This window comes from Rheinheimera sediminis (assembly GCF_004005375.1).
Lineage (GTDB): Bacteria > Pseudomonadota > Gammaproteobacteria > Enterobacterales > Alteromonadaceae > Pararheinheimera.
The window spans coordinates 97,227-111,330 of sequence record NZ_RZUF01000007.1 but is presented as its reverse complement, the minus strand read 5'-3'; the positions used below and the strand labels follow the sequence as shown (position 1 = coordinate 111,330).

At 45.3% G+C, this 14,104-nt stretch carries 14 protein-coding genes; 12 read left to right on the top strand and 2 right to left on the bottom strand.

The window, feature by feature from the left end; translation table 11 throughout:
- Positions 1–55 precede the first annotated feature (55 nt).
- Positions 56–2,239 carry a 4-alpha-glucanotransferase gene (gene malQ, locus EMM73_RS06325; RefSeq protein ID WP_127685605.1) on the bottom strand — a complete coding sequence of 728 codons (2,184 nt, stop codon included), beginning with the start codon at positions 2,237–2,239 and terminating at the stop codon, positions 56–58.
- A gap of 185 nt (positions 2,240–2,424) precedes the next feature.
- Here malQ and gap point away from each other — a divergent pair, with 185 nt between their 5' ends.
- The gene (gene gap / locus EMM73_RS06320; protein WP_127685604.1) at positions 2,425–3,438 is read left to right on the top strand and encodes a type I glyceraldehyde-3-phosphate dehydrogenase; all 1,014 of its coding nucleotides are present in this window, start codon (positions 2,425–2,427) and stop codon (positions 3,436–3,438) included.
- A gap of 68 nt (positions 3,439–3,506) precedes the next feature.
- Positions 3,507–4,352, top strand: coding sequence for a D-hexose-6-phosphate mutarotase (locus tag EMM73_RS06315; RefSeq protein ID WP_127685603.1), 846 nt, complete (start codon positions 3,507–3,509; stop codon positions 4,350–4,352).
- 208 nt (positions 4,353–4,560) lie between these two features.
- Here EMM73_RS06315 and EMM73_RS06310 read toward each other — a convergent pair whose 3' ends face one another.
- The gene (locus tag EMM73_RS06310) at positions 4,561–4,965 is read right to left on the bottom strand and encodes a hypothetical protein (protein ID WP_127685602.1); all 405 of its coding nucleotides are present in this window, start codon (positions 4,963–4,965) and stop codon (positions 4,561–4,563) included.
- Between the two features lie 290 nt (positions 4,966–5,255).
- On the opposite strand from EMM73_RS06310, the gene ccoN reads away from it, so the two are divergent.
- The 10 genes from ccoN (at position 5,256) to uspE (ending at position 14,083) form a co-directional block, all read left to right on the top strand.
- A complete protein-coding gene (ccoN, locus tag EMM73_RS06305; protein ID WP_127685601.1) occupies positions 5,256–6,683 on the top strand; it encodes a cytochrome-c oxidase, cbb3-type subunit I in 1,428 nt (475 codons plus the stop codon).
- 10 nt (positions 6,684–6,693) lie between these two features.
- Positions 6,694–7,335, top strand: a complete 642-nt coding sequence (gene ccoO, locus EMM73_RS06300; protein WP_127685600.1) for a cytochrome-c oxidase, cbb3-type subunit II — start codon at positions 6,694–6,696, stop codon at positions 7,333–7,335.
- Between the two features lie 5 nt (positions 7,336–7,340).
- Complete coding sequence (locus EMM73_RS06295) at positions 7,341–7,520, top strand: CcoQ/FixQ family Cbb3-type cytochrome c oxidase assembly chaperone (RefSeq protein ID WP_008898724.1); 180 nt, start codon at positions 7,341–7,343, stop codon at positions 7,518–7,520.
- Positions 7,513–8,490 (top strand): cytochrome-c oxidase, cbb3-type subunit III, encoded by a 978-nt coding sequence (gene ccoP, locus EMM73_RS06290; RefSeq protein ID WP_127685599.1) that lies wholly within the window; start codon positions 7,513–7,515, stop codon positions 8,488–8,490. Before EMM73_RS06295 ends, ccoP begins: the two co-directional genes overlap by 8 nt.
- Before the next feature lie 73 nt (positions 8,491–8,563).
- On the top strand, positions 8,564–9,049 hold the full coding sequence (locus EMM73_RS06285; protein WP_127685598.1) for a FixH family protein: 486 nt from the start codon (positions 8,564–8,566) through the stop codon (positions 9,047–9,049).
- A 2-nt stretch (positions 9,050–9,051) separates the two neighbouring features.
- Positions 9,052–11,442 carry a heavy metal translocating P-type ATPase gene (locus EMM73_RS06280; protein WP_127685597.1) on the top strand — a complete coding sequence of 797 codons (2,391 nt, stop codon included), beginning with the start codon at positions 9,052–9,054 and terminating at the stop codon, positions 11,440–11,442.
- Positions 11,439–11,624 carry a cbb3-type cytochrome oxidase assembly protein CcoS gene (gene ccoS / locus EMM73_RS06275; RefSeq protein WP_127685596.1) on the top strand — a complete coding sequence of 62 codons (186 nt, stop codon included), beginning with the start codon at positions 11,439–11,441 and terminating at the stop codon, positions 11,622–11,624. Before EMM73_RS06280 ends, ccoS begins: the two co-directional genes overlap by 4 nt.
- A complete protein-coding gene (locus EMM73_RS06270; protein ID WP_127685595.1) occupies positions 11,621–12,307 on the top strand; it encodes a sulfite exporter TauE/SafE family protein in 687 nt (228 codons plus the stop codon). The genes ccoS and EMM73_RS06270 overlap by 4 nt, the downstream gene beginning before the upstream one ends.
- Positions 12,308–12,336: 29 nt before the next feature.
- A complete protein-coding gene (gene fnr / locus EMM73_RS06265) occupies positions 12,337–13,053 on the top strand; it encodes a fumarate/nitrate reduction transcriptional regulator Fnr (protein WP_127685594.1) in 717 nt (238 codons plus the stop codon).
- A gap of 97 nt (positions 13,054–13,150) precedes the next feature.
- On the top strand, positions 13,151–14,083 hold the full coding sequence (gene uspE, locus EMM73_RS06260; RefSeq protein ID WP_127685593.1) for a universal stress protein UspE: 933 nt from the start codon (positions 13,151–13,153) through the stop codon (positions 14,081–14,083).
- The last annotated feature ends 21 nt before the right edge of the window (positions 14,084–14,104 follow it).

Genomic DNA, 14,104 nt, shown 5'->3' with positions numbered 1-14,104 from the left:
CTGGTCTCTCCGCCAGAGCTTCAAAAATCCAACAGTCACAGTGTCCTGATTCGCTTTAACTTCGACGTAAACGAGTCAAATCTTGCAACAACAGGTTCACGTTTTCTTGCTGGGTCAGCTGTTCAAGTGTCATGGTTAACTTGCGTCGCCAATTGGGATATTCGTCACTGGTACCAGGAATATTCACAGGTTGTGTCATTTCCATCCAATCTTCCAGCTGTAAACAGAGCAACTGACTGGACGCCTTTGCCACATGACGCTGAATCGCAAAACTCAGCTCTGTGCTCATTCCAACCTGATCCACATTGTGACTAAACTCAGGGGCAAGCATCTGATGTCCATGCAAAGAATTTAAGATTTTTTGCTTATCTTCATGCCGGGACTGAAACAAAGCAGGCAGTTGATGCTCCTGATACAAGCCAACTTCTTTGCCTAAGTTCAAATCATCACAATGCCAATAACCAATCAAAGTTGGCATATCGTGAGTGGTTAGCGTTGCCATGGCTTGCACAGGGTAATGGGCAGGTGAAACATAACCGCCATCTTCAGCTTTTTCAAAGAAAAATACCCGGTAAGAATACATGCCGTACTCACCAAGTATTTCACGTATACCTTCAGGTACAGTGCCTAAATCTTCTCCTATCACAACCACCTGATGACGGTGAGACTCCAAAGCTAAAATACCCAACAGATCCTGAATAGGATAATAAATGTAAGCCCCCTCACCCGCACTGTCTGCGCCTTTAGGCACCCACCATAACCGCAACAAAGCCATTACGTGGTCGATGCGAAGTGCTCCTGAGTTTTGCATATTGGCGCGGAATAAATCGATCATGGGCCTATAGGCTTGCTGGAACATTTGATAAGGCAACATAGGAGGTAAACCCCAGTTTTGCCCTTTGGGTCCTAAGATATCAGGCGGAGCTCCTACACTGGCTCCGCGGCAATACAGATCTGGGTTGGCCCAAATTTCAGTAGAGGCCTCACTCACACCTACAGCTAAATCGCGGTACAAGCCAAGCAACATACCTTGGTCTTTGGCGAAGCTTTGCGCTTTAGCCAATTGCTGATGAGCGACAAACTGCAGATAGCAGTAAAAATCAAGTTCATGCGCATGTTCTTTTGCAAAAGCCAACACTTCGTCGCTGTCAGTTTTTTGCCAAGCGTCAGGCCATACAGGCCAGCCCCAGGCGTTGCTGTCGTTTTGAATAAAATGCGCATGAATAGCGTCATAAAGCGCCAACTGTAATAAACTTTCACCAGATTGTTGTTTAAATACAGAAAACGCTTCAGCCAGCTCGGTATGCTCCGTCTGATGTTCAATAAACCATTGATACAATGCTTTAAGCACAGGCAATTTCAATCGAGTGACCGCAGTGTAATCCACCCACTTGGTAGCACGCGCAGCAGCCAGCTGTTGTTTAAATCCTGGTGCATCAATCAGTTGTTTCACTTGTTGGCACTGCTCAAAACCTACGATTTCTGGCACGGCCAGATAGATGATATTTAACCAGCGACGAGATGAAGGGCTGTATGGACTGGCTGATTCCGGCATAGCAGGGTATAGCGCGTGAATTGGGTTCAACCCAACAAAATCCGCACCTTGTTTGGCCAAATGCCCAAGTAGAAATCTTAGATCAGAAAAGTCGCCAATACCCCAGTTTTGCTCAGACCTTACACAGTAAAGCTGAACAGATACACCCCACTGCTTTTGCTTTTTAAATTCTGCAGGCTGGAAACAGGATGATGGCGTAATGATCAGCGACTGAATCCACTCGGATCCACCCAATGCAAGGCTCAGTTTATGGTAGCCCAATTCCAACAACACTGGCAGGGTCCACTGGTACTGCTGATATTCTTCGCCGTCAAATACCATGACCTGATTTAACTCTGCATCTTCCGTAGGCGTGAGGCTGAAGCTATGTGTTTTGCCTTGTTCAGTCGTCAAAACCAGCTCTAGAACTGTATTAGCGACCGCTATAGGCAACTTTAATTCAATCTGTGTGTCCTGTCCTGATTTCTGTACAGAAACAGGATCCAACAGCTGCTCCCAATGGTCTTGTTGACGCTCAATCAATTGCTCGCGAGCCAAAGCGTCGTTGTCCACGGTAAAACCCTGAGCGGATAGCAAGGTCAATAAATTTTTCTCTGCGACTTCAGACTGATTACCCCATGCATCGGTAAATTGTGTTTCTATGCCTGTGAAAGCAATCAAATCAGAAAGTAATTGTTTGTCCATAAAGGCTCCAGCGACCGGTTTTTTGCTCAGAAAAGTAATTGGTTAGCGAAAAATAACTACCACAGTCTACTCCAGATTCTAGACCTGGATTAAGAAAATACGAATGCATAACTTTTTTGCACTTGAAAAGAATGCCAAAAAATGTAATTTTATTACAGAATTAAATTACAGTCTGGGGATAGGTTATGACAATTCGTGTAGCAATTAATGGTTTTGGCCGTATTGGCCGCAACGTTTTACGCGCTTTATATGAATCAAAGAAGAATTACGACATCAAAGTTGTAGCCATCAACGATTTAGGCGATGCCGCTATTAACGCTCATTTACTGAAATACGACACAGCACACGGCATCTTTTTTGCTGACGTAGAGCATTCAGACAAAGCCATTTTTGTCAATAAAGATGAAATTCTGACGTTAAGCGAGCGCAGTCCGGCTAATCTGCCGTGGGCAGATTTAGAAATTGACGTTGTGTTGGAGTGTACAGGTCTGTTTACCAATCGTCAGACGGCCGGAGCACACTTAACAGCGGGCGCCAAGAAAGTCATTATTTCTGCACCGGCAAAAGATGTGGATGCAACCGTAGTTTATGGCGTAAACCACGATGTCATCACCGAAGATATGACCATTATTTCTAATGCTTCATGCACCACTAACTGCTTATCTCCAATTGCAAAGCCGCTGAATGATGCTCTGGGCATCGAATCAGGTTTAATGACCACGATACACGCTTATACCAATGATCAACGGTTAAGCGATGTCTATCATACTGATGTTCGCCGCGCACGCGCAGCTGCTATGTCGATGATCCCTACTCAAACTGGTGCTGCAGCCGCTGTTGGCTTGGTCGTACCAGAGTTGAAAGGTAAATTTGATGGTTTAGCAGTACGTGTACCAACTCTGAACGTTTCATTAGTGGATTTATCATTTATCGCCGGTCGCAACACAACGGTAGAAGAAGTCAATGACATTATCCGCAAGGCGGCAGCGCAAAGCCCAATGAATCAAGTGTTAGCAGTAAACGACTTGCCTTTAGTCTCTGTCGATTTCAATCACAACCCTATGTCGTCAATTTTTGATGCCAGCGAAACCCGTGTTAATGGTCGTCTGGTTAAGGTGATGGCATGGTATGACAATGAGTGGGGATTCAGTAATCGTATGCTGGATAACACTGTTGAATTGATGAAACATAGCAAGTAACCTTGAGATGGACCTGAATCAGGCGGCTTTTAGCCGCCTTTTCTTTAGCTTGTACAGGAGGAAATCATATGAACAGCATTACAGAACAATCTGGCTTCGCTCACTTAACAGACTTGCCTTGTTACTTGCTACGTTGTGGTGAAGCACAAGCTGTTATTAGTAGTTATGGTGCCCACCTGCTCTCTTATCAACCCAAAGCTGAGATTGAGCTTTTATATCTATCGCCGCAAGCCAAGTGGCAAAGTAATAGCCCTATTCGTGGTGGCGTCCCCGTTTGTTGGCCTTGGTTTGGCCCTATTACAGCAGAGCTGGATCCGGCGAAACAAAATTTACCAAATCATGGCATAGTTCGAACTGAAGTTTGGCAGCTGGTGCAACAGTCAGTTACAGAACAGGCTGTCAGCATCGAATTTCGTTTCGAATCCAACACTTTGACTTATGTTGACGCTCCATCTTATCTAAGCCTGACTTTGGTATTAACTGACACTGAGTTGAGTCTGACACTGAGCTCTGACAAGGCTCTGCAACAAGCGGCTCTTCATAGTTATTTCAAGGTCGGTTCCGTCCACCAGGCCATAGTTGAAGATTTAGCTGGTTGCTATTTTGACAAGGTAAAAGCAGGAACAAAATTTGAGCAAACCAAAGCCGAACTGCATTTCACCGAAGAAATCGATAGAGTCTATAGTGATACGGCTAACCAATTAACACTCAAAGACGGTCAAGCTCTTGTTCAAATCAGCCAGCAAGGTCATGATGCCAGTGTGTTATGGAATCCATGGATTGAAAAGGCAGCAGCCTTAAACGACTTACCTGACCTGGGATATCTGGATTTTGTCTGCATAGAAACAGCACAGCTGCAGCTCGACAAAACCAAGGATTTGCATTTAGTTCAGCGCATTCGCTATTTGACCTGAGCTTTGGATAGTCAATGTCTAGCTTGGTCAATGTAACGAATTACATCAATTATCCTAAATAAGCCAAGTCTTAGCTGACTCCACCAGCAGATTTTTGTGGATCCCAAGGCGCTTTGCCATTCACTCAGGCAAGCAATCGCTGGATGGAGTAATGTACTGAGGCACAAAACGAAGTCCTTTGAGTGACGCAGCTTATGCCAATGCCAGGTTATTTAGGCCAGCTGGAATAAAAAGGCAACTCAAAGGCTTTGTCACCTAAAGTGGCATGATGTAGCTTTAGTTGTAATTGCCACTGCATTTTTGGCTGACTGCATGCCCCTAGCACCATTTCTGCGGCATAAAGCCGCTGCTGATTTACTACTGGTTTGAACTGCAAAGGCACAATACCCATGCTCATGGATACCCCCTTGACTGTTGCTTGTTGAATTGTCCAGCCATCAGATAACTTCACAGTCCAATGCAGAATCTCCTCTACGGGAGCATCAGCCGGACTTAAATTAACAGTGAGGAAGTCATCCTGATACAGTTTTAACACTGTTGCTGCTTCAGGTTCTGAGTTCTCAGAGCATGCAGCCAACAAGACTAAAAAAAACGTCAGTATCACCAATCTCATCGAATCATTTTCCGTATATCAAAGGTACATAGTGTACATTGGTACAGTTGTTAAACGCAAAACACTGCTGCAATTGGTTATTTTGCGACCAGCAGTATTGTTCTACATCATAAAACAGGCTGTTTTGCCTATCTTTTTAAAGGCAAAACTCGTATTATTTCGCCCCAAAATGGTTAAGGGTATAGTTGCTTTGCACCTATTGGAGGCTGCTACACTGTTAATCAACAATAAGAAGGGTCACCTTAGGGTGAATTTTTAATCACTAGCAATAAACTGCAGCGGAACTCAACATGAGCCAGACCAAATCGTTAAATGTTGACTACAACTATACCGTTGTCCGCCTCTTTGCCGTCACCACAGTATTGTGGGGTATTGTCGGTATGGTGGTGGGTGTATTACTTGCGGCGCAACTTTATTGGCCCGCACTTAATTTTGACACGGCATGGTTAACATATAGTCGTCTTCGTCCTCTTCACACAAATGCGGTAATTTTCGCATTTGGTACCAGTGCTCTGTTTGCCACTTCTTACTACGTGGTACAACGGACCTGTCAAGTCAGGCTCTTTGCCGAAAAACTGGCCATGTTTACATTTATTGGTTGGCAGGTTGTCATTATCGCTGCAGCTATCACTTTGCCTCTGGGAATAAGCCAGAGCAAAGAATATGCGGAGCTGGAATGGCCTATCGATATTCTGATCACATTGGTTTGGGTTTCTTACGCCATCGTATTTTTTGGCACTTTAGTGAAGCGAAATACCAGCCACATTTATGTAGCGAACTGGTTCTATGGTGGTTTTATTATCACTGTTGCCGCCTTGCACATAGTGAACAGCATGGTGATCCCTGTATCATTGTTTAAATCTTACTCTGTATATGCAGGTGCTGTGGATGCGATGGTTCAGTGGTGGTACGGTCATAATGCGGTGGGTTTCTTATTAACCGCAGGCTTCCTGGGTATGATGTATTACTTCGTACCAAAACAAGCAGGTCGTCCAGTCTACTCTTACCGCTTGTCAGTAGTGCACTTCTGGGCTCTGATTGCGTTATACATTTGGGCTGGCTCTCACCACTTACACTACACTGCCCTGCCAGATTGGACTCAGTCTGTCGGTATGGTGATGTCGGTCATTCTGTTTGTTCCAAGCTGGGGCGGTATGATTAACGGTATCATGACGCTGTCTGGTGCCTGGCATAAATTGAAAACTGACCCTATCTTACGTTTCTTGATTGTTTCATTGTCTTTCTACGGTATGTCAACCTTTGAAGGCCCTATGATGGCGATCAAGTCTGTAAACGCGCTGTCGCATTACACAGACTGGACCATAGGCCACGTTCACTCTGGTGCCTTAGGCTGGGTTGCGATGGTATCAATTGGTGCAATGTATCATCTGATCCCTGCAGTATTTAATCAGGGCCGGATGTACAGCGTGAAACTGATAAATACTCACTTCTGGTTACATACTATCGGTGTGGTTCTGTATATAGTCGCTATGTGGATCAGCGGTATTATGCAGGGCATGATGTGGCGCGCAGTGAACATTGACGGCACCTTAACTTACAGCTTCGTACAAAGCTTAGAAGCATCTTATCCGTTCTACCTGATGCGCTTTATTGGTGGTTGTTTCGTTGTCACAGGTATGCTGATTATGGCCTATAACGTTGTGAAAACTATCAGAGCAAAAGATGGCGCTCTGGAACCAATAGCTGAAGCAGCGTAAGGAGCTTATTGTGTCTAAGAACTATCATGAAATATTCGAAAAAAGCGCTGGCTGGTTAGCCATAGGCACTGTGGTAGCCATCAGTTTCGGTACTCTGGTTGAAATCACTCCTTTGCTGTTTTCAAAAGAAACGACTGAGCCAGTAGACGGATTAAAACCATACACAGCGCTACAGCTCGAAGGACGCGATATATTCATCCGTGAAGGTTGTACCAACTGCCATAGCCAGATGATCCGCCCTTTCCGCCATGAAGTGGAACGTTACGGCCACTATTCTGTCGCTGGTGAAAGTGTATGGGAACATCCGTTCCTCTGGGGTTCTAAACGTACAGGTCCGGATTTAGCCCGTGTAGGGGGGCGTTACAGTGACGACTGGCACTACGCTCACTTAATGGATCCACGCTCTGTTGTGCCTCAATCCAACATGCCTGGTTACCCATGGCTGGATGAAAATCTGTTGGATGGCGAGTTAACACCGAAGAAGATGGAAATCTTCAACAAGTTAACTAAAGGTAAAATGCACGCAAACGATGAAGATGGTGTGATGTATTCAGCCGAAGAAATTGCAGCAGCAACTGATTCAGTCAAGGGCAAAACAGAGATGCAAGCGTTAATTGCCTATCTGCAGTCCCTTGGCACGGCATTGAAGTAACTATTATGGATATGGCAACCCTACACAGTATTTTCACCGTGTTAGTGTTTGTAGGTTTTATTGGTCTTGTCGTCTGGCTTTTTGTGTTAAAACGCAAGCCAGACTTCGATGAACAGGCAAATTTGCCTTTTGCAGACGACCAGAAACCAAAACAACAACAGAAACAGGAGTCGGATCATGAGTAGCTTTTGGAGCTATTGGATCATTATCTTAACAATAGCGTGTATCGCATTTTGCGTAGTCATTCTGACCTGGAACTTAAAAAACCATGTTGGCGTGAAAGAGGGCGAATCTACAGGTCACGAGTTTGATGGCATTGAAGAAATCAATAACCCGCTGCCGAAATGGTGGACCTATATGTTTTATGCCACCTTAATCTGGTCGGTGTATTATTTTGCGGCCTACCCTGGTCTTGGTAACTATAAAGGCTTTTTAAACTGGACCAGTTCAAACCAAGGCATTAAAAACCTGGCTGAATCTAAAGCAGCTGTAGAGCAGAACAGACTTGAAGGTAAAAACGTTCAGTTAGACCGTGAATATGCGGCAGCTAACGAGACGTACGCTAAAGAGTTTGCCAAATACACTAACCGCGACGTTATGGATTTGGCTTATGATACGGAAGCCTTGAAAATTGGCCAGCGTTTGTTTCTGCAAAACTGTGCTCAATGTCATGGTTCAGACGCCCGTGGTCAACGTGGTTACCCTAACCTGACAGACGACGATTGGCTGTACGGTGGTACACCTGACAAAATCAAAGAAACGTTGCTGTATGGACGCAAAGCTGCCATGCCGGGTTGGTCTGATGCCTTAGGTGAACAAGGCATTAAAGAAATGACAGCTTACGTCTTGAGCCTGTCAGGTCGTAAAGTGAACGATAAAGATGCTGCAGCCGGAAAAACTAAATTTGGCATGTGCGCAGCCTGTCACGGCGCTGATGGCAAAGGCAGCTTAGCTCATAACCTACCATTTGGTGCACCGAACCTGACAGACAATGTCTGGTTATATGGTGGTTCACATGGCGCAGTAGAAGAGACCTTGAATAAAGGGCGTAATGGTCAAATGCCAGCGTTTAAAGAGATTTTAGGAGAAGAAAAAATCCATATTATCTCTGCGTACGTTTACCGTTTATCTCGTCCTGAAGAGAGCAGCAAGTAGTTTATTCTGCTGTTCACCTGTAAAATAAGCCCCGCCTTGTGGGGCTTATTGCTATCTGAAAGAGGAATACCTGATGCTGCATGATACAAAACCCTGGTACAAACAATTCTGGCCCTGGTTGTTATTGGCCTTCCCTGTCGTTTCCTTTATTAAAGGTGGCCATACCATTTATATCATGCAACAAAGCAATCCGGACTTAGTGGTAGACGACTATTACAAAGAAGGCCGCGCCATTAATATGAATTTGGCGAAGTACCGTGAAGCCGAATTACGAAACCTGCATGCCAGCACGCTAATTGCTGCCAATCAGGTCATTGTTCGATTTGAACAGAATAAAACTCTGGGTGAACATCTGACTCTGGAGTTTTTTCATAACACAATAGCGGCTAAGGATTTTGTCATTAAGGCTGAGCGTAGCGGTGAAAATCTGTATGTAGCTACCCTGCCCAGCCTGTTAGAGGGGAAATGGAATCTGGTGGTGTCGGATGAACGCAAAGACTGGAAGCTGCGTGCTACCGCTATGCTACCGCAAATGGAAGAGTTTAAACTGGGATATTAACAGTGTCGTATTCAGGTTGTTTTCACTGCAATGAAGTTATTCCCAAGGGTTCAGAATTTAGCATGCTGATAGAACAACAACAGAGGCAGTTTTGCTGCCCTGGTTGTTTAGCTGTAGCTGAAACTATTATTGGCCAAGGACTTGGCGATTATTACAAATTCCGTACAGCTCCTGCCAGTAAAGCCCAATTAGTCCCTGATCAATTACAACTTGTCAGCTACGATAGCGCAGAGGTACTTGCTGACCTGACACAGAGCAAAGAGAACCAGACTCAAATTGAGCTATCTATCAACGGTATCAGCTGCGCCGCTTGCGCCTGGTTGATTGAAAAACAACTGGTTAAAAATCCCGCCATTAAGACCGTCAGCGTAAATTCAAGTACGGCCCGCTGTCTCGTCAGTTGGGATGCACAACAACTTAAACTCAGCGACATCCTTGCCAGTATTAGCCAATTAGGCTACCAAGCATCGCCTTTTATGGCGGACCAGGAAGAAGCCTTTCAGCAAGACGAACTGCGCCGCTTCTTAAAACGCCTGGCTGTGTCCGGTATTATGAGTATGCAAGTCATGATGCTGGCCGTTGGTCTGTATTTCGGCGAATACACTGGTATAGATGCGGAGTTTGAAGGTTATTTACGCTGGATCAGTTTGTTATTGAGCACTCCTGTTGTGTTTTACAGCGCTAAACCTTTTACCTTAAGTGCCTGGCGGGCAATCAAAGGCCGCGAGCTGAATATGGATGTGCCAGTGACACTGGCGGTGTTTTACACCTTTCTTGCATCAGCCTACGCGACATTGTTTGGCATAGGTGAAGTCTATTTTGAATCTGTCTGTATGTTTGTGTTTTTACTGCAGCTGGGTAAGTTTTTTGAATTCCGCGCCAGAGCTCAGGCTCGCGCCGCGACGGGAAACCTGTTAAAAATAATGCCTGTTTCAGCCCGGTTGGTTCAGGGTGATGAGCTGATCCCAACCTCCGCCCGACGTTTAGAGGCGGGGCAAGTTATTTTAGTGCAGGCTGGTGAAACCATAGCAGCAGACGGTATTGTACTTTCGGGCGAAAGTTCGGTGGACGAGTCAATGCTCACCGGCGAATACAAGGCAGTCAGCAAAGCAGCTGGCGACGTTGTGATGGCCGGCAGTATTAATCATGATGGTGTATTAAAAGTCACAGTGAATCAGGCTTTAGCATCGTCCCGTTTAGGCCAGATCATTAATCTGCAGCAACAGACGCTGAACCAAAAACCACAAATCGTTGAAAAAACCACCCAACTTGCACGTTTTTTTATCCAGCGTTTATTGATCATTGCACTAGGTACTTTTTTAGTCTGGTACTTCTGGCTGGATCAGGAAAGAGCCTTTTGGGTCACCTTATCCGTACTGGTAGCCACCTGCCCTTGTGCTTTAACCTTAGCTACCCCTACAGCTATTACCTGTGCCTTAGCACGCTTAAACCGTAAAGGCATTTTAATTAAAAACCAGCAAGTACTGGAAATACTGCCACAGCTGACCTCGGTATTCCTTGATAAAACCGGCAGTCTGACCCAGGGTCGTTTTAGTATTTTGCGCACCAAACTGCACCACCAGAGTTATAACGAAGCAACCCTGTTAGCGCTGATTGCACGTATTGAAACCTATTCAGAGCATCCTATAGCAAGAGCCTTCAGCTCTTATCTGAACAGCGAGATAAAAGTGGATCAGGTACAAGTGCATGTTGGCTCCGGTTTATCGGCATTGTGGATACAGGATGATGGATCTTCTGTCGAGGTGAAAGTAGGCAGCGCTGCTTTTTGTGCTATTCAAAACCAGGCAGCTGCTGCCGTTTGCTGTACCATCAATAATCACCTGGTGTTATCGGTTGAGCTGTCGGATGCGCTTCGCCCCGAAGTACCAGCACTTATCAGCGCATTAAAACAACGCGGCTTAACCTTGTCCATGCTCACAGGTGACTCGTCAGCTCAGGTGGAAGAGGTGCAGCACCAATTGCAGTTTGACCAGGTATTTAAAGGCTGCAGCCCGGAGCAAAAAGTAGAACATATCCAACAGGCCGTCTCGCAAGGTGATAAAGTGCTGATGCTGGGCGATGGTATTAACGACAGCCCGTGTTTTCATGCCGCCCATGTTTCAGTAGCATTAGATTCAGGCACAGATTTATCAAAAAATCAGGCTGATGTGGTTTTGTTGCATAATGATTTGCACTTAGTGCAGCAATTGATAGAAGGGGCTGTGCTTGCGCAGCGTATTGTGAAACAAAATCTGTGGTGGGCTGTGGGTTACAATCTGGTGATCATTCCTTTAGCTGTCGCAGGTTTCGTATCGCCTTACATAGCCGTGATTGGCATGTCATTCAGTTCTATTTTGGTGGTGTCTAACTCACTGAGGTTACTCAAACCATGAGTATTATTTATGTGCTGATCCCTATTGCCATACTTTTTGTCTGTCTTGGCCTTGGTATCTTTTTTTGGGCTGTACGTAGTCGCCAATTTGATGATTTAAATAAGGAAGGCATGAGTATTTTGTTTGAAGAGCAAAAAAAATCACCTTCAGATGCAGACAAAGATAAACAACCACCACAATGAGTACTGAACTTGCGGCCAACTTTTTTGTAGCTTTGAGCATAGGGTTTTTAGGCAGTAGTCATTGTCTCGTCATGTGTGGCGGGATCGTCAGTGCTTTGCAACTGTCAATGCCCCAGGTTAGTGTTTTACAGCAACTGAAGCTGCAATTTATACTTAGTCTTGGACGGCTAACAACCTATGGTTTGTTAGGCGCACTGACAGGAGCTTTTGGTGCAGCAGTACTGGTCAAACTAGGTATTAGTTTATTTTGGCTAAAACTGTTGGCCGGTGTGCTGTTGTTGCTGATGGCATTTTATGTGGCCCGTTTATGGTTCGCATTAACAGTGTTGGAAAAACTCGGCTCCGCGCTGTGGCGTAAGATCCAACCTGTTGCCAAAGCTTTGCTACCACTGGATAGCGGTTCTAAAGCACTTGGTTATGGCTTATGTTGGGGATTCTTGCCTTGTGGTTTGGTCTATAGCAGCTTAGGCTGGAGCCTGGCCAGTGGTAGTGCCTATGAAGGTGCTGTGCTGATGTTGGCATTCGGTCTTGGGACTCTGCCAGCCATGCTCGCGGTGGGCAGTTTTGCACGTCAGTTGAGCCAGTTTAAAAACAATACACTGATCAGAGCCGGTGCCGCTGTTTTACTGGCCTTATACGCGTTGTACACTATAGCTCTTGCATTAGCTCCACGACTTTTTTAAGCTAGGAAACTTGCTATAAAGGAATATGTATGTCCGGTTCAAATTTAAGTTGCCAACATTGCGGTTTCAGTCAGTTGTGTCTGCCGTTCAGTCTGAATAATGCTGAATTAGATACTCTGGACGATATAATTGAGCGAAAAAAACCTTTGCACAAAGGTGACTTTCTAGTCGAAGCTGGTACTGCTTTGCATTCTTTGTACGCGGTCCGAAGCGGCTCTTTTAAAACTTTTACTTTAACTGAATCTGGTGAGGAGCAAATTACCGGCTTTCATTTGCCCGGTGACGTGATAGGTTTTGACGCCATAGGTGAGCAGCAGCACCCAAGCTTTGCTCAGGCACTCGAAACCGCTATGGTGTGTGAAATCCCCTTCAGCCAGATGGATCATTTAATGGGGCAACTACCAAAATTGCGCCAGCAAATGATGCGGTTGATGAGTCAGGATATCAGCGGTGACCAACAAATGTTGTTATTGCTAAACCGGAAAAACGCCGAAGAAAAACTAGCGGCCTTCTTGACCAATCTGGCTCAGCGTTTTGCCAATAGAGGTTTTTCGAAAAAAGAGTTCCGTTTGAGCATGACCCGTGGCGAAATAGGCAATTATTTAGGTCTGACAGTTGAAACTATTAGTCGTTTATTAGGTCGATTCCATAAGGACGATTTAATACAAGTGGACGGAAAACTGATCAGCATCAGCAATCCCGACGCTTTAAGCAAACTGGCTGGTGGTTCCGCTATAGCACGCTGATCATACAAATCATTGATCTGGCACAAGGAATGATCAGTCCACCTTAGCTACCTTGGCTACACTTTCAGGGTAAGCCCTAGCTTAGCAGGAGTATGACATGACCTTATATCCCAAAATATTGGTAATACTAGACCCCTCAGTGACAGAACAAAAGGCCCTGAACAGGGCCATTGAACTGGCCAAACTACAAGACTGCCAACTGACCGCTTTTTTATCCATCTACGATTTCTCATACGAGATGACCACTATGTTATCTGGCGAAGAACGCGAGTCCATGCGTCAGGCTGTGATCAATGATCGCGAGCTTTGGATCAGTGAATTAATCGCCGGGCATCAGGAACAAGGTTTGAAGATTGATATTCAGGTGGTTTGGCATAACAGGCCTTTTGAAGCCATAGTGCAGGCTGTTTTAGAAAAAGACTACGATTTGGTGATCAAAGGCACACATGATCACGACGTTCTGAAATCCATGATTTTTACCCCAACCGACTGGCATATTTTACGCAAATGCCCATGCCCTGTGTTGCTGGTGAAAGAGCATGACTGGCCGGAGCACGGCAATATAGTGGCTGCAGTGAATGCCGGCAGTGAACAGAGCCATCACAGTTCGCTGAATCAACGTATTATTATGCAATCGAAACAACTGGCAGCTTTGCTCAATGGGAAAGTTCAGTTAGTAAACGCCTTTCCTGGAACTCCAGTGAACATTGCCATTGAAATTCCTGAATTTAATCCTCAGGAATACAACCAGACCATGAAAAATCATCACTTGGAGTCAGTAGCAAAACTGGCAAATGAATTTGAATTAGAAACTAGCCAGACCCACGTCCTCGAAGGTATGCCTGAAGATGTGATCCCTAAATTAGCACAGCAACTAGACGCTGAAATGGTGGTGATTGGCACCATTGGCCGTACCGGCTTATCCGCCGCCATTATTGGTAATACCGCTGAGCATGTGATCGACAGACTAGACTGTGATGTACTGGCAGTCAAACCAGCAGGTTTTGTTTGCCCACTGGCGAAACATTAAGTTCAGCAAGATCCAAAGCTA

Bases quoted from the DNA above. Each gene is read 5' to 3' on its own strand.
- malQ (WP_127685605.1), bottom strand. From the start codon at position 2,239: ATGGACAAACAATTACTTTCTGATTTGATTGCTTTCACAGGCATAGAA.
- gap (WP_127685604.1), top strand. From the start codon at position 2,425: ATGACAATTCGTGTAGCAATTAATGGTTTTGGCCGTATTGGCCGCAAC.
- EMM73_RS06315 (WP_127685603.1), top strand. From the start codon at position 3,507: ATGAACAGCATTACAGAACAATCTGGCTTCGCTCACTTAACAGACTTG.
- EMM73_RS06310 (WP_127685602.1), bottom strand. From the start codon at position 4,965: ATGAGATTGGTGATACTGACGTTTTTTTTAGTCTTGTTGGCTGCATGC.
- ccoN (WP_127685601.1), top strand. From the start codon at position 5,256: ATGAGCCAGACCAAATCGTTAAATGTTGACTACAACTATACCGTTGTC.
- EMM73_RS06295 (WP_008898724.1), top strand. From the start codon at position 7,341: ATGGATATGGCAACCCTACACAGTATTTTCACCGTGTTAGTGTTTGTA.
- ccoP (WP_127685599.1), top strand. From the start codon at position 7,513: ATGAGTAGCTTTTGGAGCTATTGGATCATTATCTTAACAATAGCGTGT.
- EMM73_RS06285 (WP_127685598.1), top strand. From the start codon at position 8,564: ATGCTGCATGATACAAAACCCTGGTACAAACAATTCTGGCCCTGGTTG.
- ccoS (WP_127685596.1), top strand. From the start codon at position 11,439: ATGAGTATTATTTATGTGCTGATCCCTATTGCCATACTTTTTGTCTGT.
- EMM73_RS06270 (WP_127685595.1), top strand. From the start codon at position 11,621: ATGAGTACTGAACTTGCGGCCAACTTTTTTGTAGCTTTGAGCATAGGG.
- fnr (WP_127685594.1), top strand. From the start codon at position 12,337: ATGTCCGGTTCAAATTTAAGTTGCCAACATTGCGGTTTCAGTCAGTTG.
- uspE (WP_127685593.1), top strand. From the start codon at position 13,151: ATGACCTTATATCCCAAAATATTGGTAATACTAGACCCCTCAGTGACA.